The sequence below is a fragment of the Demequina capsici genome (assembly GCF_032102965.1).
Lineage (GTDB): Bacteria > Actinomycetota > Actinomycetes > Actinomycetales > Demequinaceae > Demequina > Demequina capsici.
In genome coordinates, this window is the sequence record NZ_CP134880.1 from 586,481 (window position 1) to 610,610 (window position 24,130).

A 24,130-nucleotide genomic window follows, 5' to 3' on the forward strand; every position below is an offset into this window, starting at 1 on the left:
CTCATGTTCTCGGTCAAGCGACGCGTCCTCACCGCTGCCTCCGTCATCCTTGCCGCATCGACGCTGGCAGGGTGCGCCGTTCCCGGCCAGGGCGACCCTGGTGTCGCCGCCGAGGGTGCGGGCGTCACCGTGACCCTCGCGCAGGTCCAGGAGTACGGCTCCGGCCTCACCGACCTGGGCATCGTCGACCAGTCCGACTGGGCGCTCACGCTCGCGCTCGTGCACGACGCCGTGATCAAGGAGGCTGCCGACCTCGGCGACGCATGGAGCGACGACCAGATCAGCACCGACATCGACTCCTGGCTGACCACCATCGGCTACGCGGACGGCACAGCATCGCCTGCGGCGATCGACGTCGTGCGCACGGCGAAGGCGCTCGACCAGCTGGCGACGAGCCAGGAGGGCGCGACCTTCCTCAGCGACCTGGCCACCCGGCTCGAGACCGAATCGATCTCGTCGCCCCGCTTCGGCGACTTCACGGCCACCACTTTCTTCTCCTCGCTCACCAACGCGGCCAACACCGCCAGCTCCAACGCGAGCAGCGTCGGGGACTCGGTCTTCATCGTCTTCGTCGCGGTCACAGGATTCGCCGACGCCGGCGCGACGCCTTCATGGTTCGGCGAGTCCGACGCCGCTGCGGCCACCGCCAGCCCCGAGCCCAGCGCCTCTGCGAGCGCCGAGCCGTCGGCCACCGCCTCCCCGTCGGCCACCGCCGGCGAGTAGGCGACACGGTGAGGGAGCTGGTCCGCCTCGTCGAGGTGATGGACACGCTTCGCTCCGACGGCGGCTGCCCCTGGGACGCCGAGCAGACGCACGAGTCGCTCGCGCCCTATGCGATCGAGGAGGCCTACGAGCTGGTCGAGGCGATCGAGGACGGCGACCGCGAGGAGCTGCGCTCAGAGCTGGGAGACCTGCTTCTGCAGGTCGTGTTCCACGCGCGGGTCGCGCAGGAGCACCCCGACCGACCGTTCGACCTCGACGACGTCGCGAAGGCGTGCTCGGACAAGCTCGTGGAGCGGCACCCGCATGTGTTCGCCGACGTGATCGCGGCCGACTCGGATCAGGTGACGGCCAACTGGCATGCGATCAAGGCGCGCACCATGGGCCGCGAGTCCGTGATGGACGGGGTGCCCGTGGCCCTGCCGGCGCTCCAGCGGGCGCAGAAGGTGCTCGCTCGGGCCGACCGCGCGGGTCTCGACGTGCCGGTCCCGACCGGTGACGACATCGGCTCCCGGCTGCTCGCGCTCGCGGCGGAGGCGAGCGCGCAGGGCATCGACGCGGAGTCCGCGCTGCGGGACGCGGTGCGGGCCCTCGAGTCGCACGCGCGCGAGACAGAACGCGCTGGTGCGCGCAGGATGGATGGATGACGCGGGTGAGCCGTCACCTGACGTTCATCCCGTAGGACCTAGGGCCGCGAGTGCTGCGCGCGGCTCGTCGCTAGACTCCCAAGAGGACAGTACCCATTGCCGCGGATGCGGCGGAGAGAAGGAGCAACATGGCCAGCATTGAGGCCGTAGGCGCCCGCGAGATCCTGGACTCGCGCGGCAACCCCACCGTCGAGGTCGAGGTCGCCCTCGAGGACGGCACGTTCGCTCGTGCCGCCGTTCCGTCGGGCGCGTCGACCGGTGCGTTCGAGGCTGTCGAGCGCCGTGACGGCGACAAGGGCCGTTACCTGGGCAAGGGCGTCGAGCAGGCCGTGGATGCGGTCATCGACGTGATCGCCCCCGAGGTCATCGGCCTCGAGGCCACCGACCAGCGTCTGATCGACCAGACCATGCTCGACCTGGACGGCACCGACAACAAGGGCAAGCTCGGCGCGAACGCCATCCTCGGCGTCTCGCTCGCCGTGGCCAAGGCGGCGGCCGACTCGGCCGACCTGGCCCTGTTCAAGTACGTGGGCGGCCCGAACGCCCACGTCCTGCCCGTCCCGATGATGAACATCCTCAACGGTGGGTCGCACGCCGACTCCAACGTCGACATCCAGGAGTTCATGGTCGCCCCCGTCGGAGCCCCCACGTTCCGTGAGGCGCTGCGCATGGGCGCCGAGGTGTACCACTCCCTCAAGTCCGTGCTCAAGGAGCGCGGCCTGGCCACCGGCCTCGGCGACGAGGGCGGCTTCGCGCCGAACCTCGGCTCCAACCGTGAGGCCCTGGACCTGATCCTGGTCGCCATCGAGAAGGCCGGTTACGTGCCCGGCGACGACGTGGCTCTCGCGCTCGACGTTGCGGCCACCGAGTTCTTCAAGGACGGCGCATACCAGTGGGAGGGCGGTCAGAAGACCCCCGCCGAGATGATCGCCTTCTACGAGGGCCTCGTCAACGACTACCCGCTGGTCTCCATCGAGGACCCGCTGTCCGAGGACGAGTGGAGCACCTGGACCGACCTCGTCTCGCTGGTCGGCACCAAGACCCAGATCGTCGGCGATGACCTGTTCGTCACCAACCCGGTCCGCCTGAAGAAGGGCATCGAGGAGAAGGCCGCCAACGCCCTCCTCGTCAAGCTCAACCAGATCGGCACCCTGTCCGAGACCTCGGACGCCGTGCAGATGGCCCAGCGTGCGGGCTTCGCCGCCATGGTGTCGCACCGTTCCGGTGAGACCGAGGACGTCACCATCGCCGACCTGTCCGTCGCCTACAACGCGGGCCAGATCAAGACCGGTGCCCCCGCTCGTGGCGAGCGCATCAACAAGTACAACCAGCTGCTCCGCATCGAGGAGGAGCTGGACGACGCCGCTGTCTACGCCGGCAAGTCGGCGTTCCCGCGTCGCTACAACGCGTAAGCGCCAGCTGTTCCAGGACGGCGGGTGTGCCCCTCGGGGCGCACCCGCCGTTCGCTTTTCCTGGGACGATGCGGGGCCGAGCGTGCTGCATCGTCCCTTTCCCGCCCTGCCGTTGACAGTGCGAACCAATCTGGACGCCGACACCCCGGCGACACTCGGTTCCCGAGCGTGACACGCTCGGGTGTCGCGGTCGAGATTGGTTCACAGTGTCAGAAGGATGATGCTGGGGTTCGGACGGTGCTCTCGCACGGACGATGCGTCGGTCGCGTGGGTGCGCGGCCCGTAGGCTGGTGCGTCATGGCCATCGGTGCGACCGTCCACACGTTCGAGATCGACCTCGCGGACGTCGACCGCAATGTCTACGAGACGCTGTCGTTGCGAGTCGCACGCCACCCGTCGGAGACCGCGGCGTACATGACGACCCGGGTGCTCGCATACTGCCTCGAGCATGCCGACGGCATCCGCTTCGGCGAGGGGATCTCAGGAACCGAGGAGCCTGCCGTGATGGTGCGGGACCTGACGGGGCGCATCACCGTGTGGATAGAGATCGGCGCGCCCGAGGCCGAACGCCTTCACCGGGGCAGCCGGCTCGCCGACCGCACCGCCGTCTACACGCATCGCGACCCGGGCAAGGTGGCCGCGCAGTGGGAGGGGAAGCGGATCCACCGCCGCGAGGCTGTGGAGCTGATCTCGTTCGACCCGGGCTTCATCGAGGCTGCCTCGGAGCTCGTGGAGCGACGTACGGCGCTCACGGTGTCCGTCACGGACGCGCACGTCTACCTCGAGGTCAACGGGGTCGCGATGGACTCAGCGCGGCACGTTCGCACGCTCGGCTGACGGCACCGATCCCAATCGTGCGACTCGCTGCGAGTGCGGCGTCGCAGCGGACGGGCAGCGGTGACAATAGGCGCATGAGTGCACCGAGCCGTCCCGGCGCGCCCCGACAAGGTGGGCGCAGCGCGGATCCGCGCGCGTCCACGAGCCGTGCCTCAAGTTCGCGAGCGTCCACACCCAGCCCGCGTGCGGCCACGCCCAGCCCGCGAGCGTCCACGCCTCGCACCACATCGGGCAGGCCCGCGTCGCCGGCGAAGCCGCGTTCTGGCGCCACGCGGGGCGCAGACGCATTCGGACGGTCGAAGCCGCGCACGGCCTCGACCCGGCCGGGAGGCCCGACCGCGTCGGCGTCGACCTCCCGATCACGGCGCATCGAGCCCACCAGCAGGCGAGGCTCGCTCGCTGGCATGTTCACCTGGCGGGTAGGCATCGTGGCCGTGGTCGTCGCCCTGGCGATCGCGGTGGTCGTGCCGAGCCTGCGCGTGTACTTCAGCCAGCAGGCGACGCTCGCCGAGCTCACGGTGCAGCGGGACGCCGCCCAGGCCGACGTCGACACGTTGCAGGCGAACGTCGACCGATGGAGCGACGACGCATACGTCATCGCGCAGGCGCGTGAGCGGCTGCATCTCGTGTTCCCGGGAGAGACGGCCTACACCGTGACGGACCCGAGCGTCGTCGAGGAGCATGCAGCGGGCTCGCCTGCCGCGTCCAGGCTTCCCGAGAACCAGGACGTCACCGCCTGGTACACCGCCTTGTGGGCGTCCGTCGAGCAGGCGGGCGCCGCGGCGACCGACGGTGCCGGGGTAGCCGCCGATGGCGCGGCCTCCGCCGCAGGGACGGATCCGACGGCCGCGAAGCCAGGGACGAGCTAGCCGCAGGCCCCCGTAGACTGGTGCGGGTGAGAACTGAGGTCGACGATCGAGACATGGCAGTGCTGCGCGCCCAGCTGGGGAGGCACCCGCGCGCCGTGATCGGCGTCGCCGCGCGGTGCGTCTGCGGCAATCCCGTGGTGGTGAAGACCAAGCCTCGCCTGGACGACGGCACGCCGTTCCCCACCCTCTATTACCTGACGCATCCCGACGCGGTGGGAGCAGTCTCCACGCTGGAGGCCATCGGCACCATGCGGGCGATGCAGGACCGGCTCGCCGAGGACCCCGAGCTGGCCGCCTCGTACCGCGCCGCTCATGAGTCCTACCTCGCGGAGCGTGCTCTGCTGGGCGAGGTGCCCGAGATCACGGGCATCTCCGCGGGCGGGATGCCGGATCGCGTGAAGTGCCTGCATGTGCTCGTGGCTCATGCGCTCGCGGCCGGCCCCGGGGTCAACCCGCTGGGAGATGAGGCGCTCGAGCTGATCGCGCCCTCATGGAGCATCGACAGGTGCAACTGCGCGGTCCTGGACGTTTGAGCAGAGGTGGCGCATGAACGAGCGCCACGAGTGTTCCCCAAGGGCTTTCACCCGACGGGCGAGCGCGTTAACGTAGAAGACCTCAGCGCGGAACCGTCGGATCGTTCCTGATCCGGGCCCTTCCGCGGGCGATGGCGCGGTGATCGCGCTGAACCGTTGTTCGAAGGATGGTGTGATGGCCTCGTCGCGTGCGACGATCCTTCTCCACGGCGGAACGATGCGTCCTGTCGCGACGCTGACCGGCGTGGTCCTGTTCATTGCTGTGTCCCTGCTGCCCGGGTACGGGCTCTACCGTGTGTTCGGCGGTGGAGCCCTCGAGCTGTCGGGGATGGTCGTGGTGGGTCTGTGCCTCGCGGGCCTGGTGGCCGCGGTGTGGATCGGGGTCACGGTCGCCCGCAGGTTCGACAAGCCTGAGCCCGGCCCGGTCGAGCTCGATCGGCTCCCGGAGGTGCTCGTCCTCTCGATCACCCCGTCCTCGACGTCGCGCGCGCGTCTCGTGGGCCCCACGTGGCGCCTCGAGGTGCCGGCGGGAGGGCTCCTCGAGCTGGACGCGGAGTCGCGGCCGCAAGGCGTCTACCCGGTGCGCCGGCATCGCTGGCACTGCAACGGTGAGGTGATGGAGTTCTCGATGCCGCTCGACTCGACGACGCTGTCCCTGGAGCCGCTGGTCGAGGCGTGCGAGCGGCTCGACATCCGGCTGACCGTCGCGGGCGACTGGATCGCGTGCATGAACATCGACTCGGACGGCGAACGGTCCCATTCCACCGGCGACGCTGCTGAGCAGGAGTCGAGCGAGGGAGGCGTCGCTGACGGACGCGTGGACGCACCTTCGGGCCATGGGGGCCGTGCGTCGGCCGACGCCTACTCGGAGCCGCTCTGGCCCGGTGCTCGCTGAGGCCCCGTTACGCTGGCACCATGACTCGCGTCGCCGCCATCGACTGTGGAACGAACTCGATCCGCCTCCTGATCGCTGATGTCGACAGCGAGGCCGGCTCGCTGAGGGACGTCGTCAGGACCATGACCGTCGTACGCCTGGGGCAGGGTGTCGACCGCACCGGTGAGTTCGCGGCGGAGGCGCTCGAACGCACTTTCGCTGCCACGGACGACATCGCGGCGCAGTGCCGTGATGCGGGAGTGGAGGCGATCCGCTTCGTCGCCACGTCCGCCACGCGCGACGCGCGCAACCGCGACGTGTTCCTGGAAGGCATCCAGGAGCGGCTCGGAGTCACGCCTGAGGTGATCTCGGGAGACGAGGAGGCTCGCCTGAGCTTCCGTGGGGCCACCTCGGTCCTCGACGCGAGCCATGATGCGCCGTACCTGGTCGTGGACCTGGGCGGCGGGTCCACCGAGGTGGTCCTCGGCAGCGAGGAGCCTCAGGCGGCGCACTCGATGGATGTCGGGTGCGTGCGGATGACGGAACGGCACCTGGTCAGCGACCCTCCAGAGCCGGAGCAGATCGCCGCTGCCACGGCGGACATCCATGCCGCCATCGACCGCGCCTTCGAGGGTGTGCCGATCGAGCGCACCCGCACGCTGGTCGGCCTCGCAGGCTCGATCACGACGGTGACGGCGCACGCCCTGGGCCTGCACGAGTACGACCGCGACCGCATCAACGGCGCAGTGTTGCCCATCGACGCGGCGATCAAGGCATGCGACGAGCTGCTCCACGCCTCGCACGACTCCCGGGCGGCGCTCGGGTTCATGCACCCTGGGAGGGTCGACGTGATCGGAGCCGGCGCGCTCGTCTGGCGGACGCTGATGGCGAGGGTGCGGACCGCGGTGCAGGACGCAGGGGCCGAGCTCCCGTACGTCGTCACGAGCGAGCACGACATCCTGGACGGCATCGCGTTCTCCGCAGCAGAGCGCTTATAGGCGCTCCGCGCGCCCTCCCGCCACGCCGAGTCTCACGACGAACCGCGCCTCGCTGACCTTCCTGGCAGACGTTCGTGATGCTCGGAGCGGACGGCGCGTCGCCCCCGTAGCCCAACTGGCAGAGGCAGCCGACTTAAAATCGGCGCAGTGCGGGTTCGAATCCCGCCGGGGGCACGGTGCGTGGAACCGAGCGCGCGCCGCGCGCCCGGCGCAAGAGAAGGCCCCCTGACGATCCGCTGGTTGCAGGGCGGTGCGTCAAGGGGCCGGGACGGCGTTCCCGACCGGACAGCGTGGGCCGGGAACGCCGAGCTTGGGGGCGCTCTACAGGATCTCCGTGAGAGCGGTGCTGGCGGCGGCGCGGACCGCGTCATGGGCGTCGGTGGCGCTGCGAGCGGACCGGGCCACCGAGGCGAGCTCTCGGCACTCGTCGAGCGTGTGCAGCGACAGGGCGAGACGGACGGCGGGAACCTTGGACGGTGCCATCGACAGGCTCGTGACGCCGAGCCCGACCAGGACCAGCGCCAGCAGGGGATCGCCCGCGGACTCGCCGCAGACTCCCACGGGCTTGCCGTTGGCGGCGCCTCCGGTGCACGCAGCGGCGACCACGTCGATCACGGCTGGCTGCCACGGGTCGAGCAGGTCGGACAGCTCGCCGGCCATGCGGTCGGTCGCCATCGTGTACTGGGCCAGGTCGTTCGTGCCGATGGAGGCGAAGTCGACGTCTGCGAGCACATGCTCGGATCGCAGCGCGGCGGCGGGCACCTCGATCATGACACCTGCCTTCTTGAGACCGGCAGCGCGCACGCGTGCCGCGAACCATGCGGCCTCGTCGGCCGTGGAGACCATCGGCGCCATGACACGTGCGTCGGCGCCGGTCGCCTCCGCCGCCGCGGCGAGCGCCTTGAGCTGCGTGTCGAGCAGCTCCGGAAGAGCCTCCGACAGGCGGAGTCCCCGGCGTCCCAGCGCAGGGTTCTCCTCCTCGCCCAGGTCGGCGAAGGCGAGCGGCTTGTCGGCGCCGGCGTCGAGGGTGCGGACCACCACACGTCGGCCCTCGAACGGAGCGAAGACCTTGGTGTAGATCTCCGTCTGCTCCTCGAGCGTGGGAGCGGTGGTCGCGGACAGGAACACGAACTCGGTGCGGAACAGCCCGACGCCCTCGAGGTCCTGCGGCCCCGCCTCCTCCGCGTCCTGCACGCCTCCGATGTTGGCCAGTAGCGGCACCATGTGGCCGTCGGCGGTGGCGCCGGGACCGCTGGAGGCGGCCAGCGCGGCCGCGCGCTTCTCACGACGCAGGCGCTGCTGCTCGAGCAGCTCGGGGTCGGGATCGATCGCGACCTCGCCCGCATCGCCGTCGACGGCCACCAGCGTCCCGGCGGGGATGTCCGTGGCGCCGGGCAGCTGGACCACTGCGGGGATGCCGCGCTGCGCGGCGAGGATGGCGGTGTGGCTGGTGCGGCCGCCTGCCTGGGTGACGATGGCGATGGCGAGCTCGCGATCAAGCGTCGCGGTGTCCGCGGGTGCCAGATCGAGCGCCACGATCACGCTGGGCTCGGTGAGCGGCGGAACGCCGGGCGCGGGGAGGCCCAGCGCCGCGGCGACCGCACGACCTCCGACGTCGCGGAGATCGGCCACCCGTTCGGCGAAGTACCCGCCGAGCGCCTCGAACTGCGCCGCGTACTCCTCGACAGCCGCGGCGATCGCCGTGGCGGGCCCGTCGCCTACCTTCAGGCGGTTGGCGGCGGCCTGATGCAGGCCCACATCGCGGGCCATCATGGCCGTGGCGCTGAGGATCGGGGCGGCGTGCTCGTCGGCGGACGCCGCCCGCGACTCGAGCTCGACGGCGACCGCCTCGAACGACTCCAGGATGTGCTGGTAGGCGCCGTCGACGTCGGCCGGTGCCGGCTCGTCCTTGGGAGGGCTGACGGGCGGTGCGACCTGCACCACGCGTCCCGATGCGCTTCCGCCGCTGACGCCGATGCCGGTGCGGGTCTCGTGCTCGGTCACCGCGGTCACTCCGAGTCCAGGTCGCGCTCGAGAAGCGCGACGAGGTCTGCGAGCACGGCGTCCGCTCCGTCGCCCTCGACCGACAGCTCGACCTCCTCGGCGTGCTTGGCGCCGAGCGCCATCACACCGAGGATGCTTCGTGCGTCCATGTGCGCTCCGCCCGGGCGTCCGATGGTCACGGCGAGTCCGGACTCCTGGACGGCGGTGACGAAGAGCTGCGCGGGGCGGGCGTGGTGCCCGACGGACGAGCCGATCGCTACGGTGCGAGCAGGCATGGTGTTCTCCTTCTGGGGTGGTTTCAGATGGTCGCCGCAGCGTCGACGACGGCGAGGCTGCGATCGGTGGACTTGAGCAGGATGACGAGCAGCGCGGTCACGACCACGCCGGCGGCGAGCGCGACGAGGAACATCCCGAAGTTGCCGATCAGCGGCAGCACCCAGATGCCTCCGTGCGGGGCCCGGAGCGTGGCGCCGAAGAGCATCACCAGGCCGCCGGTGAGGGCGGAGCCGACGAGCGACGACGCCATGACGCGGATCGGGTCGGCGGCGGCGAACGGTATCGCGCCTTCGGAGATGAACGAGGCGCCGAGCAGCCAGGCTGCCTTGCCGTTCTCACGCTCGGGCGCGGAGAACAGCTTGGGGCGCAGCACGGTGGCGAGCGCCATCGCGAGCGGGGCGACCATGCCTGCGGCCATGACTGCCGCCATGATCTTCAGCTGTGGAGCATCGGCCGCGGTGCCTGCGGCCGACAGTCCCGCGGTGGCGAAGAAGTAGGCGACCTTGTTGACCGGTCCTCCGAGGTCGAAGCCCATCATCGCGCCGAGCACGAGGCCCAGCGTGAAGGCGGAGCCGCCCGACAGCGTGGTCAGCCAGTTGTTGAGGCTCTCGGTGAGCGAGGCGATCGGTCCGCCGAGCAGCGTGATGAAGAGCCCCGCGGTGACCAGGGTCGACAGCAGGGGGATCACGACGACCGGCATGACGCCGCGGACCCCTGCGTGGACCTTCCACGAGGCGATCCACCTGGCGATGAAGCCAGCGAGCAGGCCGGTGACGATGCCGCCGAGGAACCCTGCGCCCATGGTGTTCGCGATCGCGCCGCCGACGATGCCGGGCACCAGGCCGGGGCGGTCGGCGATCGCGAACGCGATGAAGCCGGACAGGATCGGTACGAGGAACCCGAATGCCGCGCCTCCGATGATGAACAGCAGCGCTGCCCACGCGGTGAGCGACGTGGCGTCGAATCCGCTGCTGATGTCGTAGGCATCGCCTGACGTCAGGTTGTACTTGGTGATCTCGATCGGCCCGTTGTCGCCGAGCGAGATCTGGGACAGCATGAACGCCAGCGCGATCAGGATTCCACCCGCGGCGACGAACGGGATCATGTAGCTCACGCCCGTCATCAGCCACTGGCGCAGCCTGGTGCCCCAGTGGGCGTCCGCCTCGACCTTGGACGTGAGCCCGCCCGCGGACGCAGCATGCGAGGCCGTGGAGGCGGCCTTCGACGGGTCCGCCTTCCATTCGGCGGCGAGCGCGATCGCCTGCTCCACCAGCAGCGGCCCGTCGGAGATCGCCTTCTTCACGCCGACGTCGACAGTGGGCTTGCCTGCGAAGCGGTCGCGCCCCTTGACCTCCACGTCGTGGGCGAAGATCACGGCGTCGGCGGCGGCGATCAGCTCGGCGGGGATCGCCTTGGATCCGACGGACCCCTGGGTCTCGACGGTGATCGTGTGGCCCGCCTCGGCGGCCGCGCGTTCGAGCGCCTCGGCTGCCATGTAGGTGTGGGCGATGCCGGTGGGGCAGGAGGTGACGCCGACGAGCGTGAACGACTCCTTCGCGGGCGTGGGGCTCGCGTCGGCGGCTGTGCCGGGAACGGCATCGGCGGGAGCGGCGGCCGGGACGACGTCGCCGATCTCCGCCTCGACGAGGGCCACGACGTCCTCCGGGGTGGCTGCGGCGGCCAGCCCTTCGGTGAACTCGGGCTTCATGAGCGCGCGCGCGAGGGCGGGCAGCACCTGCATGTGAGCGTCGCCACCGCCCTCGGGGGCTGCGATGAGGAAGACGAGCGTCGCGGGTCCGTCCGCGGCGCCCCAGTCGATCCCCTGGGCGGTGCGACCGAACACGAGGGAGGGCTCGGAGATGCCGGCGGACCGGGCGTGAGGGATCGCGATGCCGCCGGGCAGCCCGGTCGCCATCGTCGCCTCGCGCTTCGTGACGTCGGCCAGGAACGTGCTGAGGTCGGTGCAGCGGCCGGACTCGACCAGGCGCTCCGCGAGCGTGCGGGTGGCGGCGGCGCGATCAGGCGCGGCGAGGTCGAGCACCACCTGCGAGGTCGTGATGAGAGACATGACTGGTTCCTTTCGGGGGAGGTCAGTGACCCAGTTCCATGCTGAGCGGCAGCTCGGAGGACAGCACGGGTGCCACCGTGCGTACGTCCGCCGGCGTGGGTACGGAGCTGCCGGGGAGCGCCACTGCGGCGGACCCCCAGGCGACTCCGCTGACGAGGGCCTCACCGATCGAGAGTCCGGAGGTGAGGCCGTGCAGCAGTCCGGCGAGCATGCAGTCGCCGGCGCCGACGGTGGACACGGGGGCCGACACGGACGCGTGGGCGTGTGCGGCCTCGTCGGCGGTGAACAGAGCGGCGCCGTCGGCGCCGAGGCTCACCGCGACGATCTCGATGCCTGAGGACACCAGCTCGCGCGCGGCGTCGCGGACGTCGCGCAGCGTGGGCAGCGCGTGGCCGACGAGCTCGGCGAGCTCCTCGTGGTTGGGCTTGATGAGGGTGGGTCGCGTCTCGACAGCGACGGCGAACGAGGCTCCGGAGGAGTCGACGACGAAGCGCACGTCGCGTGCTCCCGCGCCTGCGCGGAGAGCCGCGTAGATGTCGGGGGTGGCTCCGGGCGGAAGGCTGCCGCACACTGCCAGCCAGTCGGCGCCTTCGGCGGCGTCGAGCGTGGTCTGGATCATCGCGGTGTTCTCCGACGCGCTGAGCGTGGGGCCGGGTTCGTTGAGCTTGGTGGTGGTGCCGTCGGGCTCCAGCACGGACACGTTCATGCGGGTGGAGCCGGCGAGCGTCACCGGGCGATGCGTCACGCCGGTGGTCGCGAGCAGGTCTGCGAGCAGGTGGCCCTGGTGTCCCCCGAGCGGCACGACCGCAAGCGTGGCGGCGCCGTTCGCCGCGAGAGCCCGGGAGACGTTCACCCCCTTGCCGCCCGCGTCGAGCCGCGACTCGGAGGCGCGGAGCACCTCTCCGCGCGCGAGCGAGCCGATCACCATCGCGTGGTCCACGCTGGGGTTCGGGGTGAGGGTGACGATCATGCGGTAACCACCTCGGGACCGGTGGCCCGCAACTCGGCGGCCACCTCATCGGGAAGCCCATCGTCGGTGACGATGAGGTCGACCTCGTCGAGCGAGGCGAAACGGTGCAGGTGGTCGTCCCCTGCCTTGGAGGAGTCGGTGGCGACGATGACGCGGCGGGCCGCCTTCACCATGCCCCGCTTGGCCTTCGCCTCCACCTGGTCGGGCGTGGTGAGGCCGCGAGCCACGGAGAGCCCGTTGGTGCCGATGACCGCGACGTCGACGACGACCCCGTCGAGCGCGTCCGTGGTCCAGGGGCCGACGGCGGCGCCCGTGACCCCCCTGACGCGTCCACCGGTCATGAGCAGCGTCACCCGAGGCATGTTCGCGAGCACGGCGGCGGCGGGGATCGAGTTCGTGATGATCGTGAGCTCCATGTCAGCGGGGAGCTGGGCGACGATCGCCTGGGTCGTGGAGCCGGCGTCCAGGAGCACGGTGGCGCCCTGCGGCAGCTCCGCGAGGACGCGGGCGGCGACGCGGCGCTTGACCTCGGCGTTGCGGGCGGCGCGCGTGGCCAGCGTGGGCTCGAGCTCGAGCCGTTCGACGGGGATGGCGCCGCCGTGCACTCGGCGCAGGGCACCCCGGCTCTCGAGTGCGGTGAGGTCGCGACGCACGGTCTCCGACGTCACGCCGAGCAGCTCTGCCAGCGAGGACACCTCGACTCTGCCCGCGGCACGGGCCTCGGCGAGGATGCGCTGCTGTCGCTCCGCTGCGTACATGGACGTCGTCGTCCCTCTCTGCTCGTGATGCGCTCTGACAGCGCAATCGAATCACGATAACGGGCATAAAGCAACTCAAACACAGGTGAGAACATGTGGTTTATGGACAGAATCGGCGAGAGTCGGGCATTCAGGCGCCGTCACCTGGCCCTCGGCGCTCGGCGGGCGGACGAGAATCCTTCTCAAGGACGACTGCGCCTCCGCAGGGCACCTGCCTAGACTCGACCCAAGCCGACTGAGCCGGAGGATCCCCGTGGCCAATCCCTTCTTCACCCAGTCCAAGGACTTCACCCCGGAGGCGCTCCAGCGTCAGGGTGAGGCCGACGCCCAGACGCTGCAGGCGACGTTCGACCTGCCGGCGGCACAGCCGGCCGAGATCGGTCGCATGTCCTACGAGGGCACCATTCTCAAGACCTTCGGTGCACTGATCCTGCTCGGGATCGCAGCCGCAGCGTCGTACATGGCGCCCGTGGAGAGCAGCTACCTCTACATGATGGGGGCCGCGCTCGCGGGCTTCGTCGTCGCGATGATCGCCTCCTTCCGCCGCAAGGGCTCTGCGGCGCTCACGCTGGTGTACGCGCTGCTCGAGGGAGTCTTCCTCGGTGCGTTCACGCACTGGATCGAGGTCGCGCTCGACGTCCCCGGAGCGGGTCTGCAGGCTCTTCTCGCCACCGGCGTCACCTTCGGCGTGACGCTTGCGCTCTATCGCTCGGGCAAGGTCCGCTACACCCCCAAGTTCCAGCGGTTCCTCATGATCGGCATGGTCTCCTACCTGGTGTTCTCGCTGATCAACCTGGGAGTCATGCTCTTCTCAAGCAGCGGCAACGCCTGGGGCATGCTGACGGGAGTCACCGTCGCAGGCCTGCCGCTCGGAGTGATCATCGGCGTCGTCGCCGTCATCCTGGCCTGCATGTCGCTGATCGCCGACTTCGACTTCATCGAGCGCGGCGTCAAGGCAGGAGCCCCTGCGCACCTCGAATGGAAGGGCGCGTTCGGCCTCATCGTGACGCTCGTGTGGCTCTACACCGAGATCCTGCGCATCATCGCGATCTTCAACAACCGGTAGCGAGCCGGGTCGCAGCGCTCGCGAGCACTGCGACCCTGTGCGCCTACGATGAGGGGCCCGTGACAGGTGTCACGGGCCCCTGGTCGTGCCCCGGGCGCGCCGGGCGACCTGCTCAGGCGAACGACACCTGGCAGAAGCCGTGGTTGCAGTAGCCGCCCGGGTTCTTGTGCAGGTAGCCCTGGTGGTACTCCTCCGCGTAGTAGAACCGACCGTCGCCGGCCGTCGACGCGAGCTCGATCTGCGTGGAGATGGGGCCGTAGCCCTCGCCGTCCAGACGCGCCTGGTAGCGTGCCTTCGACGCGAGAGCGGCGTCCAGCTGCTCCTGGTCCGTGGCGAGGATCGCGGAGCGGTACTGGGTGCCGATGTCCCCGCCCTGGCGGTTGGGGGTCGTCGGGTCGTGGTTCTCCCAGAATGCCGCGAACAGCGCGTCAAGCGACACCTTCGCAGGGTCGTAGACCACCTGGACGGCCTCGAAGTGCCCCGTCATCGCCGTGCACGTCTCCTCGTAGCTGGGGTTCCTTGTCCAGCCCCCCATGTAGCCGACGGCGGTCGAGTAGACGCCGTCGAGCTGCCAGAAGATCCGCTCGGACCCCCAGAAGCAGCCCATGCCCACGTAGAGCACCTTCATGCCGTCGGGCCACGGGCCCTGGATCGGCGTGCCGAGCACCACATGCAACGGCGACACCTCCATCGGGGTGTCGCGACCGGGCAGCGCCTGGTCGGCCGTGATCATCGTCGTCTTGGACAGTGCGAACATCATGCTCCTTCCCGCAGGCGGAAACGCTGTGCGAGGGTCTTCTGTTCCGTCGCCGCGGGTGGCACGGCGTGCGAGTCGCGGCGGGCGTCGCACCCTGCGCGGTTAGGCTCACAGTATGGCTGACGAGGATCCCCCCACGACGCGCTCGCACATGACGTATGCGCGTGGGGTCGATGCCGCCGACACGGTGCCGACCTGGCTGCGCGTGGCCGCGGCGTGGGGCTGGCGGCTCATCGTCGTGGGCGTGGTGGTCGTCGCAGCCGGGTCGCTCTTCACCACCGTGTCGACGATCGTGATCCCGGTGATCATCGCGCTGTTCATCGCCGCGCCGCTCGAGGTGGTCGTCGGCTGGCTGCAGCGGTGGAGGATCCCCAGGGGACTGGGCGCGGCGATAGCGATCCTCGGCCTGTTCGTGGTCGTGAGCGCGCTCATCGTGCTTGCCGGCGCTGAGATCGTCGCAGGTTTCGACTCCCTGAAGAACGCCGCGCTCCAGGGATTCAACGAGCTCATCGTGTGGCTGTCCGACGGGCCTCTCCACATCAGCGCCGACCAGCTGCAGCAGGCTCGGGACAACATCGTCGCCCTGGTGCAGGGCAACGCGCTCGGCCTGGCCTCCGGGGCGCTGTCGTTCACCGGGACGATCGGCGGCCTCGTGGCTGGCACGGTCATCGCCCTGCTCAGCCTCTTCTTCTTCATGCGCGACGGCGCGACCATGTGGGGCTGGGCCGTGGGCGTGCTGCCCGAGGACAACATCGACCAGGTGGACCGCGCGGGCCGCAACGCCTGGCACACGCTCCGCCGATACACGCAGACGTCCGTGTTCGTCGCGTTCGTCGATGCCGTCGGGATCGGGCTCGGCGCGTGGATCCTGGGGGTGCCGCTCGCCCTCCCCATCGCGATCCTCGTCTTCCTGTTCTCCTTCATCCCGATGTTCGGGGCCACGATCTCCGGCATCATCGCCGTGCTCGTCGCGCTCGTGGACGGGGGACCCATCACCGCGATATGGATGATGGTCGTGGTGCTCGCGGTGCAGCAGATCGAAGGGAACGTCCTCTACCCATGGCTGTTCGGGAAGGTGTCGTCGCTGCACCCGATGGTCATCCTCCTCACCGTGTCCACCGGCACCCTGCTGCTGGGGCTCGTCGGCGCGATCATCGCGGTCCCGGTCGTCGCGTTCTTCACCGCGTTCGGGCGGGGACTGCGCAAGGAGTTCCGCCCGGACCCCGAGCCTCCGGCCCTGTCAGACCAGCTTCCTGTGCTGGCGCACCGCTCCAAGGAGGTGCTGCAGCGCGTGGTCCACACCGGCCAGATCCACGTGAGGCATCGTCACGACGACGAGGCCGGGCCTCTGACGGAGGAGGAGATCCCGATCCGCAGGGTCACCCGCACCGAGGCCCCCGACCACGATGCGGGTGAGGACGGCGACAGCCGCCGCTGACTGCGTCGAGCTGTGCCGCGCCTAGACTCGGCCCGTGCGGTGCGACTACTTCGAGGCGGGCGTGTGCCGGTCATGCGTGCTGATCGAGACTCCGTACGCGCGGCAGCTCGCCGACAAGGATGAAGCCGTGCGTCGCACCCTCGGCGAGGCCGCCGCAGGGGCACGCTGGCTCCCGCCCGTCGCGAGCGACGAGTCGGGCTTCCGCACCAAGGCGAAGATGGTCGTCGGCGGCACGACCGCCAACCCGACGCTGGGGATCCTCGACGGCGAGCGCGTCGGCGTGGACCTGCAGGGATGCGGGCTGTACCCCGCCCAGCTGTCGTCGGCGTTCGCCCCGCTCGCCGAGCTCATCGCCCGTGCGGCGCTGAGCCCGTACGACCTCGACGCGCGTCGAGGCGAGCTCAAGAACCTGATCGTCACCGTCTCGCCCGACGGCGAGCTGATGGTGCGCTTCGTCATGAGATCCACCGAGGCGCTCGCGCGCCTGGCCAAGCATCTGCCGTGGCTGCGCGAGCAGCTGCCGTCGCTCGCGGTCGCGTCCCTGAACGTGCTCCCCGAGCATCGAGCTGTCGTGGAAGGTGAGCGGGAGATCATGCTCACCGAGCGGGAGTCGCTGCCCATGCGCCTGGACGGCCTCACCCTTCACCTGCGCCCGCAGAGCTTCTTCCAGACCAACACCGGGGTCGCACGTGAGCTCTACCGACAGGCTCGCGCCTGGATCGCCGAGTCTTCTCCCGCAGATGTGTGGGACCTGTACTGCGGCGTGGGAGGCTTCGCGCTCCAGGCGCTCGGGCCGGGGCGCTCGGTGCTGGGCGTCGAGCTGTCACAGCAGGCGGTCGCGTCGGCGCAGCTGACGCGGGACGAGCTCGCTGCAGCGGGCGTGGCGGGCGCGACCGACGCACGCTTCGTCGCCGCCGACGCCACGGCCTTCGCGCTCGCGCAGGAGCACGCACCCGAGCTGGTCGTCGTCAATCCGCCGCGGCGGGGCATCGGACCTGAGCTCGCGGGCTGGCTGGAGCGGTCGGATGTGGCCACGGTCGTGTACTCCAGCTGCCACCCTGGCTCGCTCGCCAAGGACCTGGCCGCGATGCCGTCCCTTCGACCCGTCGAGGTCAGGGTCATGGACATGTTCCCGCACACCGCCCACGCCGAGACTGCGGTGCTCCTGCGTCGCGCCTGACGTCCGGGCTTGCCGCGGACACGACGAAGGCCCCCGCGCCGCAGCGCGAGGGCCTTCGATCGAGCGCGGTGGTCAGCCCGCGAAAGGCTCCGCGGAGATCACCTTCACCGGGATCTCCTTGCCGTTGGGTGCCGTGTACGTCGTCTCGTCGCCTGCGTGCCTGCCGAGCAGCGCGGCGCCCAGCGGCGACTGCGCCGAGAACACGTCGATGTCGGTCCCGCCTGCGACCTCACGGGATCCGACGAGGAACCGCATCTCGCGGCCGGCGACCTCCGCCACCACCACCGTGCCGGACTGGACTCCGGCGTCCGTGCTGGCCTCGCCCACGGTCGCGGTGCGAAGGATGTGGCGCAGCTGCTCGATGCGCGCCTCCTGCTTCGCCTGCTCCTCGCGAGCGGCGTGGTAGCCGCCGTTCTCCTTGAGGTCGCCTTCCTGGCGGCGGTCGTCGATCTCCTTGGCGATCTCCACCCGGCCGACGTTGACCAGGTGGTCGTACTCGGCCTGCAGGCGGTCGAAGGCCTCCTGGGTGAGCCAGGTGCCGGTGGTGTCGGTCACGTCATTCCTCCTTGTGGCAAGACTGCCTAGGTTAGCAAGCGCGTGCGTCAGGGTGAAAGTGGGGTCGCGATCCGAAGGCTGCCGCGGCGGGGCGAGAGCCGCGGGAGAGGGTCAGCCGGCGTCGGCCGCTACGAACGTGCAGCCCAGCACCGACGCCGTGACCGCCTTCTCGGTGGTGGCGATCGACGTGTCCATCCGCTGCTCCGCGCCGTCGGCCGAATCGACGTCGACGGTCACGACCCCCACCTCCGCGTACGCCTCGTTCAGCGCGCGCACGGTGCAGGTGGCCACCCCGTCGGCGTACAGGAACACGTCGAACGTCGCCGTCGTCAGATGCTCGTCGACCACCGAGTAGCCGACGTCCTGGAACAGGACCTTCTGCGCCTGCGCGGCGACGACCGCGTACGCGGAGACGGCTGCGATCAGCGCAGCGAGGCCCGCGATGGACCAGATCCACGCCCGCCGCGACAGGTGCGGCAGCGCCCCTCCGTCATTGCGGGGCGCGGCAGGCTGGTCGGGCGAGGAGGGGGTGCTCATGATGAGGCAGGATAGTCCCCGACGAAAGGACTGTCCCCGTGCTCGACCTCACTCAGGCTGGACCCGGCTTCCTGGGCTTCGTGTTCACGTTCGCGATCGCCGTGGCGGCCGTGTTCCTCTTCCGCTCGCTGAACAAGCACCTGCGCAAGGTGCGTGCGGGTGAGGCCTCGCGCCGCGATGCGGACGCCGGATCGGCGGGCTCAGGCACCACCGACGCGCCGTCTGACGAGGCGAGCACCACGGACGACGAGCAGCGCGACGGAGACCTCGACCGCTAGCGTCGCGTCGCGACGGGTCAGCTCGCGCCGTAGATCGCGAGCGACGCGGCGATGTAATGGCAGGTGAAGCCCGCGATCGTGAGCGCGTGGAAGATCTCGTGGAAGCCGAAGTACCGCGCCGACTTGCCGGGCCACTTGAACCCGTAGATCACCGCGCCCACCGTGTAGCACAGGCCGCCCGCGACGATCAGCCAGACCACCGCCGCACCACCCGCCTCATAGAACGGGCCGATGAAGCCGATCGCGACCCAGCCGAGCGCGACGTACACCGGCACGTAGACCCAGCGCGGAGCGCCCAGCCACAGGATGCGGGAGAGCAGGCCGAGCAGGGCGCCGGACCAGACGAGCACCAGCACCCACACCCGCTCGGAGCCCGACAGCAGCATCACGGTGAGCGGCGTGTACGTGCCGGCGATGATCAGGAAGATGTTCGCATGGTCCATGCGGCGCAGCACGGCCAACGCCTGGGGGGACCACTTGCCTCGGTGGTACACGGCCGACGTGCCGAACAGCATCACCGCCGTGGTCGTGAAGATCGCGGAGGAGGCGCGCCCCGCAAGGGTGGGGGCGAGCACCACCAGCACCATCCCGGCGAAGTACGCGAGCGGCGCTGCCCCGAGATGGAGCCAGCCCCTCATCATCGGCTTGCCGATGGTCGGAAGGTTCTCGTCCATGCACCCTACGCTAACGTAGGTTAGCCGCCGGGGTTACCCTGGATCCGCGCCCGCGGGCGCATCGATCTCCTCGAAAGGACGCGCATGGGTCTGCGGAGCCTGCTCTACGGCCTGTACGAGCGTCAGCTCACGGCCCAGCTGCGCGGCGCGGACCTGCCTCGTCACATCGGCGTCATCCTGGACGGGAACCGTCGATGGGCCAAGACCATCGGAGCCCCGGCCGCGCATGGCCATCAGAAGGGCGCCGACAAGATCACCGAGGTCCTCGAGTGGTCGCAGGAGGCGGGCGTCGAGGTCGTGACGCTGTGGCTCCTGTCCACGGACAACCTGGACCGCGACCCCCACGAGCTCGAGCCGCTGTTGGAGATCATCTGCGGAGCCGTCGAGAACCTGGCGGACGACGGCCGTTGGCGCCTCAGGCACGTGGGCGACGCCACCCTGCTCCCGGCAGACGCCGCAGCACGGATCGCGGCCGCCGTGGGGCGCACCGAGGACGCTCCGGGGGTCCACGTCAACGTCGCCGTCGGATACGGCGGTCGCCATGAGATCACGGACGCGGTCCGCTCGTACCTGCGCGAGTGCGACGCCCAGGGGTTGACGCTCGCGGACGCCGCGGACCGGCTCGCCGTCGACCACATCGAGGACCACCTGTACACCAAGGGCCAGCCTGATCCGGACCTCGTGATCCGCACCTCGGGGGAGCAGCGGCTCTCAGGCTTCCTCATGTGGCAGAGCGCCCACACCGAGTTCTACTTCTGCGAGGCCTATTGGCCCGCGTTCCGCCGCGTCGACTTCCTGCGCGCGCTGCGCGACTACGCGCTGCGGGAGCGTCGGCTCGGTCGCTGACGACGCCGTCGTCGGCCCCCGCGCCGGAACGAGGCCCCCGGCTCACATTACGACCACGTGAACGGTGGCGTGTCGGCCTTCCCCTCCATAATGACACCGGCGTAGTTTCGGTCACGTGGTACCACACACTCGACGCACCGACCCGGTGCCCGACTAGAGAACGCCGTAGGGCGTTCCGGCGCCCTGCGGCCTGAACGCTGGGAGCCCCTGTGACCGCCACCACGCCCCGCACCACCCCCCTCACCGATGCCTCCACCGAGGACGACGTCGCGCTGCGCACGTACGTGCTCGACACGTCGGTGCTCCTGTCGGACCCGCGGGCGATGAGGCGCTTCGCCGAGCACGCGGTCGTGCTGCCGGTGGTCGTCGTCACGGAGCTCGAGGCCAAGCGTCATCACCCGGAGCTGGGCTACTTCGCGCGCTCGGCGCTCCGGATGCTCGACGATCAACGTGTCAAGCACGGCACCCTCGACAAGCCCGTGCCGATCAACGACGACGGCGGCACGCTCAGAGTCGAGCTCAACCACACCGACCAGGAGGTGCTGCCCAGCGGATTCCGCCTGGGGGACAACGACACGCGGATCCTGGCCGTCGCCGCGAACCTGCGGGCCGAGGGCCACCACGTCGTCGTCGTGTCGAAGGACCTGCCGATGCGCGTCAAGGCGTCGGCGCTCGGCATCGAGGCGGAGGAGTATCGCGCCGAGCTGGCTGTCGAGTCCGGCTGGACGGGAATGCGCGAGATCCAGCTGACCGACGACCAGATGGGCGCCTTGTGGGAGTCGGAGCGCCTGGACCCGCCGTCGGCCGCGGACTGCGGCGAGGACGTCGCCTCGCTGCCGGTGCACACGGGGCTCGTGATCCACTCGCCGCGCGGCAGCGCGCTCGCCCGGGTGACCGACGAGGGCGCGATCCGGCTGGTGCGCGGCGACCAGGAGGTCTTCGGCGTCCACGGGCGCAGCGCGGAGCAGCGCGTCGCGATCGACCTGCTGCTCGACGACTCGATCGGCATCGTGTCGATGGGCGGTCGCGCAGGCACCGGCAAGAGCGCCCTCGCGCTGTGCGCGGGCCTCGAGGCCGTGATGGAGCGCCGCCAGCACAAGAGGATCATGGTGTTCCGTCCGTTGTACGCGGTCGGCGGTCAGGACCTCGGATACCTGCCCGGCTCCGAGGCGGAGAAGATGAACCCGTGGGCGCAGGCGGTGTTCGACACGCTCGGCGCGATGGTGTCCTCCGAGGTGGTGGAGGAGGTCATGGCTCGCGGGATGCTCGAGGTGCTTCCCCTCACGCACATCCGTGGCCGCTCGTTGCACGACGCCTTCGTGATCGTCGACGAGGCGCAGTCGCTCGAGCGCAACGTGCTGCTCACGATGCTCAGCCGCATCGGCCAGGACTCACGGGTGGTCCTCACGCATGACGTGGCCCAACGCGACAACCTCCGCGTCGGCCGGCATGACGGCATCGCCGCGGTGATCGAGGCGCTCAAGGGCCACCCGCTGTTCGCGCACGTCACCCTGGAGCGCTCGGAGCGCTCGGCGGTCGCAGCCCTTGTCACGGACATGCTCGAGCGGCTCGACCTCTAGACCTCACTCCGGACTCCTAGACCTCACCCCGACTCCCTCAGCAACGGGTGGGATGGAGGAGGCCCCGGGCGGCGCGCGTCGTCCGGGGTCTCTGTCCGCCTGGTCCTGCGCCCGCCGTTGCCCGTGCCCGCCGCCGCTCGTGCCCGCCCGGCCCGCGCCCGCGCCCGTCCGGCCGGCGCCCGCCCGGCCCGCGCTCGTCGGGGTACGTCAGTGTCGGTTCTGAGAGGTCCGTGCATCTGACGGGTGCGTGAGTGTCGTGGCACCCCGGTCAGCCGGAGTTGAGCACCCACCGCATCTCCCCGTCGGCCATCTCCGACGTCGGAATCATGTGGAGACGACGCGCGACCGCCTCCGATGCCGCATGCCCAGGACGGATCCAGGCGCTGAGCCGACCGACGCCTCGCGCCTGAAGCCATGCGGCGATCGCGTCGGCCGCCTCCGTCGCATACCTGCGCCCTTGCCAGTCCTTTCCGATGACCCACGCCACGTCCGCCTCGAGGACGCCCGAGCGCTCGCGGACCGTCGCCTGCACGTATCCGGCGAGCTGACCGTCGTCCGTGGCGCGGATCGCCCAGTTCAGCCACCCCTCGGTGCGATCGGGCGAGAGTGCGGACTCGAGACGTCGGTAGCGGTCCTCGAGGTCGTCGCGCGAAGGCGGCTCGCCGCCGATGAAGGCGTACAGCTCAGGGTCCGAGAGCGCGCTCGCCATCCCGGTCGCGTGCTCGGGCGACACTGGCTCGAGCGTGAGCCGAGAGGTGTGGATCCGCCCGGGGCTCAGATGGTGCATCCCGTCACCCTAGGTCAGTCGGGCGGACCCGCCCCTGTGGATCCCGGAGGGACGACGCGGGCGAGCCCCCGCCATCGTGGTGACAGCGGGGGCTCGCCTTGGTGTCTTCTGGGGGATTCCGCGCGATCGGGCGACACTTGCTCACCCGTCAGGTGCGCGGAACCCTCAGAACCGACACTTGCTCACCCGTCAGGTGCACAGGCCTCTCAGAACCGACACTCACTTACCCGTCAGGTGCGCGGAGCTCTCAGAACCGGCACCCACTCACCCGTCAGGTGCGCGGAGCCCTCAGAACCGACACTTGCTCACCCGTCAGGTGCACGGACCTCTCAGAACCGACACTCACTTACCCGGAACGGATCGAGCGGTCAGGCGGCCGACGGGTCCGCGTAGACCGGGATCTCCGTGGTGGGGTCGCCGTCGAGCGCCGCCTCGAGCTGCGGCACCAGTGCGCTGAGGGAGTAGGCGATCGAGGACGGCGAGTTGGCGAACAGTGCGGCCTCCAGCGTCTCGTCGGTGATCCACAGGTTGCCGCCCTTCTGGGTGACGCCGAGCGACGCGTACAGCGGCAGGCCCTCGATGGCGGGCTCGGTCTCCGGCGTCGCGGCGGTCTGCCACAGGATCGTGTCGAAGCCCGACAGCTGGTCCAGCTGCTCGGCGCTGAGGCTCACCCAGGTCTGCCCGGCGCACAGGGAGGCGAGCAGATCGGTGGACAGCCCCACGCTCGCGAGGAACTGGCTGCGGTTGTCGGTCTCGCAGTACACGCCCGCCTGACCCTCGTAGTAGAAGCCGACGGCGCCCTCCTTGCCTGCCCACTCGGGGTGAGCGTCACGGACGGCCGCGAACTCGTCGTCGATCTGCTGGATCACCTCGGCGGCCTTGTCCGACGTGCCTGTCGCCTGGCCGATGACGGTGAGCTCGTCGGTCAGCGACATGCCGTACGCCACGTCGTCGGCCCCGCGCACGATCACGGGGGCGATCTGCGACAGAAGCGTGTACTCCTCCTGGGAGAGGTCCGTGTAGGTGGCGACGATGAGGTCCGGGTTGAAGCCAGCGATGACCTCGGCGTCGATCGTGGAGGTGTCGAACGTCTCCGGGGTCGCGTTCACCGCCTCGCGTGCCGCCTCGGCCCACGGCCCGGTCGCATAGTCGTAGCCCTTCCAGCTGGTGGGCACCGCGACCGGCGCGATGCCGAGCGAGTACAGCAGCTCGTGCTCACGCGAGCCGAGCGTCACGACGCGCTCCGGCTGGGACTCGATCGTCACATCGCCGTACATGCCGGTGACGGTGACGGGGAACGCGTCGGCAGCGGCGTCGGCGGTCGCGGTGGTGGACTCGGAGGTGGACTCGGAGGTGGACGCCTGCGGGGTGTCTGACGAGCATGCGGCCATCAGCACGGCGGCAGCGGCGGCAAGCGCCGCGGCGGCGAACCGGCGGGTGGTGGTGTGCATAGGGTCTCCTTCGTT

General features: G+C 70.2%; 25 protein-coding genes and 1 tRNA gene. 15 read left to right on the forward strand and 11 right to left on the reverse strand.

Annotated features, from left to right (window positions below):
- The first annotated feature begins 3 nt into the window (after positions 1-3).
- The 9 genes from RN607_RS02815 (at position 4) to RN607_RS02855 (ending at position 7,064) form a co-directional block, all read left to right on the forward strand.
- Positions 4-723, forward strand: a complete 720-nt coding sequence (locus RN607_RS02815) for a hypothetical protein (protein ID WP_313499692.1) — start codon at positions 4-6, stop codon at positions 721-723.
- Positions 724-731: 8 nt separating this feature from the next.
- Positions 732-1,367 carry a MazG family protein gene (locus RN607_RS02820; protein ID WP_313499694.1) on the forward strand — a complete coding sequence of 212 codons (636 nt, stop codon included), beginning with the start codon at positions 732-734 and terminating at the stop codon, positions 1,365-1,367.
- 128 nt (positions 1,368-1,495) lie between these two features.
- Positions 1,496-2,779 (forward strand): phosphopyruvate hydratase, encoded by a 1,284-nt coding sequence (gene eno, locus RN607_RS02825; protein WP_313499695.1) that lies wholly within the window; start codon positions 1,496-1,498, stop codon positions 2,777-2,779.
- 297 nt (positions 2,780-3,076) lie between these two features.
- Positions 3,077-3,616 carry a YaeQ family protein gene (locus RN607_RS02830; RefSeq protein ID WP_313544189.1) on the forward strand — a complete coding sequence of 180 codons (540 nt, stop codon included), beginning with the start codon at positions 3,077-3,079 and terminating at the stop codon, positions 3,614-3,616.
- Between the two features lie 404 nt (positions 3,617-4,020).
- A complete protein-coding gene (locus RN607_RS02835; RefSeq protein WP_313544191.1) occupies positions 4,021-4,485 on the forward strand; it encodes an FtsB family cell division protein in 465 nt (154 codons plus the stop codon).
- 53 nt (positions 4,486-4,538) lie between these two features.
- Positions 4,539-5,018, forward strand: a complete 480-nt coding sequence (locus RN607_RS02840; RefSeq protein ID WP_313545467.1) for a DUF501 domain-containing protein — start codon at positions 4,539-4,541, stop codon at positions 5,016-5,018.
- 175 nt (positions 5,019-5,193) lie between these two features.
- A complete protein-coding gene (locus tag RN607_RS02845) occupies positions 5,194-5,913 on the forward strand; it encodes a hypothetical protein (protein ID WP_313544193.1) in 720 nt (239 codons plus the stop codon).
- A 20-nt stretch (positions 5,914-5,933) separates the two neighbouring features.
- Positions 5,934-6,890 (forward strand): Ppx/GppA phosphatase family protein, encoded by a 957-nt coding sequence (locus RN607_RS02850; protein ID WP_313544195.1) that lies wholly within the window; start codon positions 5,934-5,936, stop codon positions 6,888-6,890.
- Positions 6,891-6,990: 100 nt separating this feature from the next.
- Positions 6,991-7,064 (forward strand) — tRNA-Leu (locus RN607_RS02855).
- A gap of 147 nt (positions 7,065-7,211) precedes the next feature.
- Here the strand turns inward: RN607_RS02855 and ptsP are convergent.
- Genes ptsP through RN607_RS02880 form a run of 5 tightly spaced genes read right to left on the reverse strand, consistent with a single transcriptional unit; the run spans position 7,212 to position 12,966 of the window.
- Positions 7,212-8,894 (reverse strand): phosphoenolpyruvate--protein phosphotransferase, encoded by a 1,683-nt coding sequence (gene ptsP / locus RN607_RS02860; protein WP_313544197.1) that lies wholly within the window; start codon positions 8,892-8,894, stop codon positions 7,212-7,214.
- A 5-nt stretch (positions 8,895-8,899) separates the two neighbouring features.
- On the reverse strand, positions 8,900-9,169 hold the full coding sequence (locus RN607_RS02865) for an HPr family phosphocarrier protein (protein WP_313544200.1): 270 nt from the start codon (positions 9,167-9,169) through the stop codon (positions 8,900-8,902).
- A 23-nt stretch (positions 9,170-9,192) separates the two neighbouring features.
- Positions 9,193-11,238 carry a PTS fructose transporter subunit IIABC gene (locus RN607_RS02870; RefSeq protein WP_313544201.1) on the reverse strand — a complete coding sequence of 682 codons (2,046 nt, stop codon included), beginning with the start codon at positions 11,236-11,238 and terminating at the stop codon, positions 9,193-9,195.
- Between the two features lie 22 nt (positions 11,239-11,260).
- Positions 11,261-12,208, reverse strand: coding sequence for a 1-phosphofructokinase (gene pfkB / locus RN607_RS02875; protein ID WP_313544203.1), 948 nt, complete (start codon positions 12,206-12,208; stop codon positions 11,261-11,263).
- Positions 12,205-12,966 (reverse strand): DeoR/GlpR family DNA-binding transcription regulator, encoded by a 762-nt coding sequence (locus RN607_RS02880; RefSeq protein ID WP_313499711.1) that lies wholly within the window; start codon positions 12,964-12,966, stop codon positions 12,205-12,207. The genes pfkB and RN607_RS02880 overlap by 4 nt, the downstream gene beginning before the upstream one ends.
- Positions 12,967-13,219: 253 nt before the next feature.
- Here RN607_RS02880 and RN607_RS02885 point away from each other — a divergent pair, with 253 nt between their 5' ends.
- The gene (locus RN607_RS02885) at positions 13,220-14,032 is read left to right on the forward strand and encodes a Bax inhibitor-1/YccA family protein (RefSeq protein WP_313544205.1); all 813 of its coding nucleotides are present in this window, start codon (positions 13,220-13,222) and stop codon (positions 14,030-14,032) included.
- A gap of 112 nt (positions 14,033-14,144) precedes the next feature.
- Here RN607_RS02885 and msrA read toward each other — a convergent pair whose 3' ends face one another.
- The gene (gene msrA, locus RN607_RS02890) at positions 14,145-14,792 is read right to left on the reverse strand and encodes a peptide-methionine (S)-S-oxide reductase MsrA (protein WP_313544207.1); all 648 of its coding nucleotides are present in this window, start codon (positions 14,790-14,792) and stop codon (positions 14,145-14,147) included.
- A gap of 112 nt (positions 14,793-14,904) precedes the next feature.
- On the opposite strand from msrA, the gene RN607_RS02895 reads away from it, so the two are divergent.
- Positions 14,905-16,227, forward strand: coding sequence for an AI-2E family transporter (locus tag RN607_RS02895; RefSeq protein ID WP_313544209.1), 1,323 nt, complete (start codon positions 14,905-14,907; stop codon positions 16,225-16,227).
- A gap of 34 nt (positions 16,228-16,261) precedes the next feature.
- A complete protein-coding gene (rlmC, locus tag RN607_RS02900) occupies positions 16,262-17,407 on the forward strand; it encodes a 23S rRNA (uracil(747)-C(5))-methyltransferase RlmC (RefSeq protein WP_313544211.1) in 1,146 nt (381 codons plus the stop codon).
- Positions 17,408-17,479: 72 nt separating this feature from the next.
- On the opposite strand, the gene greA is transcribed toward rlmC, so the two are convergent.
- Positions 17,480-17,962: a transcription elongation factor GreA gene (gene greA, locus RN607_RS02905; protein ID WP_313499719.1), complete on the reverse strand. Its 483-nt coding sequence runs from the start codon at positions 17,960-17,962 to the stop codon at positions 17,480-17,482.
- A gap of 111 nt (positions 17,963-18,073) precedes the next feature.
- Positions 18,074-18,499, reverse strand: a complete 426-nt coding sequence (locus RN607_RS02910) for a DUF4307 domain-containing protein (protein ID WP_313544213.1) — start codon at positions 18,497-18,499, stop codon at positions 18,074-18,076.
- A gap of 38 nt (positions 18,500-18,537) precedes the next feature.
- Between RN607_RS02910 and RN607_RS02915 the strand changes: the two genes are divergently transcribed.
- Positions 18,538-18,777, forward strand: a complete 240-nt coding sequence (locus RN607_RS02915; protein ID WP_313499723.1) for a hypothetical protein — start codon at positions 18,538-18,540, stop codon at positions 18,775-18,777.
- Positions 18,778-18,794: 17 nt separating this feature from the next.
- Here RN607_RS02915 and trhA read toward each other — a convergent pair whose 3' ends face one another.
- Positions 18,795-19,451, reverse strand: coding sequence for a PAQR family membrane homeostasis protein TrhA (trhA, locus tag RN607_RS02920; protein WP_313499725.1), 657 nt, complete (start codon positions 19,449-19,451; stop codon positions 18,795-18,797).
- A gap of 84 nt (positions 19,452-19,535) precedes the next feature.
- Here trhA and RN607_RS02925 point away from each other — a divergent pair, with 84 nt between their 5' ends.
- Together RN607_RS02925 and phoH2 are read left to right on the forward strand one after the other, a co-directional pair.
- Positions 19,536-20,297 (forward strand): isoprenyl transferase, encoded by a 762-nt coding sequence (locus RN607_RS02925; protein ID WP_313499727.1) that lies wholly within the window; start codon positions 19,536-19,538, stop codon positions 20,295-20,297.
- Positions 20,298-20,620: 323 nt separating this feature from the next.
- On the forward strand, positions 20,621-21,877 hold the full coding sequence (phoH2, locus tag RN607_RS02930; RefSeq protein ID WP_313501814.1) for an RNA 5'-3' helicase PhoH2: 1,257 nt from the start codon (positions 20,621-20,623) through the stop codon (positions 21,875-21,877).
- Positions 21,878-22,145: 268 nt separating this feature from the next.
- Here phoH2 and RN607_RS02935 read toward each other — a convergent pair whose 3' ends face one another.
- Together RN607_RS02935 and RN607_RS02940 are read right to left on the reverse strand one after the other, a co-directional pair.
- Complete coding sequence (locus tag RN607_RS02935; RefSeq protein WP_313544216.1) at positions 22,146-22,664, reverse strand: GNAT family N-acetyltransferase; 519 nt, start codon at positions 22,662-22,664, stop codon at positions 22,146-22,148.
- A 368-nt stretch (positions 22,665-23,032) separates the two neighbouring features.
- Complete coding sequence (locus RN607_RS02940; protein ID WP_313544218.1) at positions 23,033-24,115, reverse strand: ABC transporter substrate-binding protein; 1,083 nt, start codon at positions 24,113-24,115, stop codon at positions 23,033-23,035.
- Positions 24,116-24,130 lie beyond the last annotated feature (15 nt).

Coding starts and splice junctions, on each gene's coding strand:
- RN607_RS02815 (WP_313499692.1), top strand. CDS start 4: ATGTTCTCGGTCAAGCGACGCGTCCTCACCGCTGCCTCCGTCATCCTT.
- eno (WP_313499695.1), top strand. CDS start 1,496: ATGGCCAGCATTGAGGCCGTAGGCGCCCGCGAGATCCTGGACTCGCGC.
- RN607_RS02830 (WP_313544189.1), top strand. CDS start 3,077: ATGGCCATCGGTGCGACCGTCCACACGTTCGAGATCGACCTCGCGGAC.
- RN607_RS02835 (WP_313544191.1), top strand. CDS start 4,021: ATGTTCACCTGGCGGGTAGGCATCGTGGCCGTGGTCGTCGCCCTGGCG.
- RN607_RS02840 (WP_313545467.1), top strand. CDS start 4,539: ATGGCAGTGCTGCGCGCCCAGCTGGGGAGGCACCCGCGCGCCGTGATC.
- RN607_RS02845 (WP_313544193.1), top strand. CDS start 5,194: ATGGCCTCGTCGCGTGCGACGATCCTTCTCCACGGCGGAACGATGCGT.
- RN607_RS02850 (WP_313544195.1), top strand. CDS start 5,934: ATGACTCGCGTCGCCGCCATCGACTGTGGAACGAACTCGATCCGCCTC.
- RN607_RS02865 (WP_313544200.1), bottom strand. CDS start 9,169: ATGCCTGCTCGCACCGTAGCGATCGGCTCGTCCGTCGGGCACCACGCC.
- RN607_RS02870 (WP_313544201.1), bottom strand. CDS start 11,238: ATGTCTCTCATCACGACCTCGCAGGTGGTGCTCGACCTCGCCGCGCCT.
- pfkB (WP_313544203.1), bottom strand. CDS start 12,208: ATGATCGTCACCCTCACCCCGAACCCCAGCGTGGACCACGCGATGGTG.
- RN607_RS02880 (WP_313499711.1), bottom strand. CDS start 12,966: ATGTACGCAGCGGAGCGACAGCAGCGCATCCTCGCCGAGGCCCGTGCC.
- msrA (WP_313544207.1), bottom strand. CDS start 14,792: ATGATGTTCGCACTGTCCAAGACGACGATGATCACGGCCGACCAGGCG.
- RN607_RS02895 (WP_313544209.1), top strand. CDS start 14,905: ATGGCTGACGAGGATCCCCCCACGACGCGCTCGCACATGACGTATGCG.
- RN607_RS02910 (WP_313544213.1), bottom strand. CDS start 18,499: ATGAGCACCCCCTCCTCGCCCGACCAGCCTGCCGCGCCCCGCAATGAC.
- trhA (WP_313499725.1), bottom strand. CDS start 19,451: ATGGACGAGAACCTTCCGACCATCGGCAAGCCGATGATGAGGGGCTGG.
- RN607_RS02925 (WP_313499727.1), top strand. CDS start 19,536: ATGGGTCTGCGGAGCCTGCTCTACGGCCTGTACGAGCGTCAGCTCACG.
- phoH2 (WP_313501814.1), top strand. CDS start 20,621: ATGAGGCGCTTCGCCGAGCACGCGGTCGTGCTGCCGGTGGTCGTCGTC.
- RN607_RS02935 (WP_313544216.1), bottom strand. CDS start 22,664: ATGCACCATCTGAGCCCCGGGCGGATCCACACCTCTCGGCTCACGCTC.
- RN607_RS02940 (WP_313544218.1), bottom strand. CDS start 24,115: ATGCACACCACCACCCGCCGGTTCGCCGCCGCGGCGCTTGCCGCCGCT.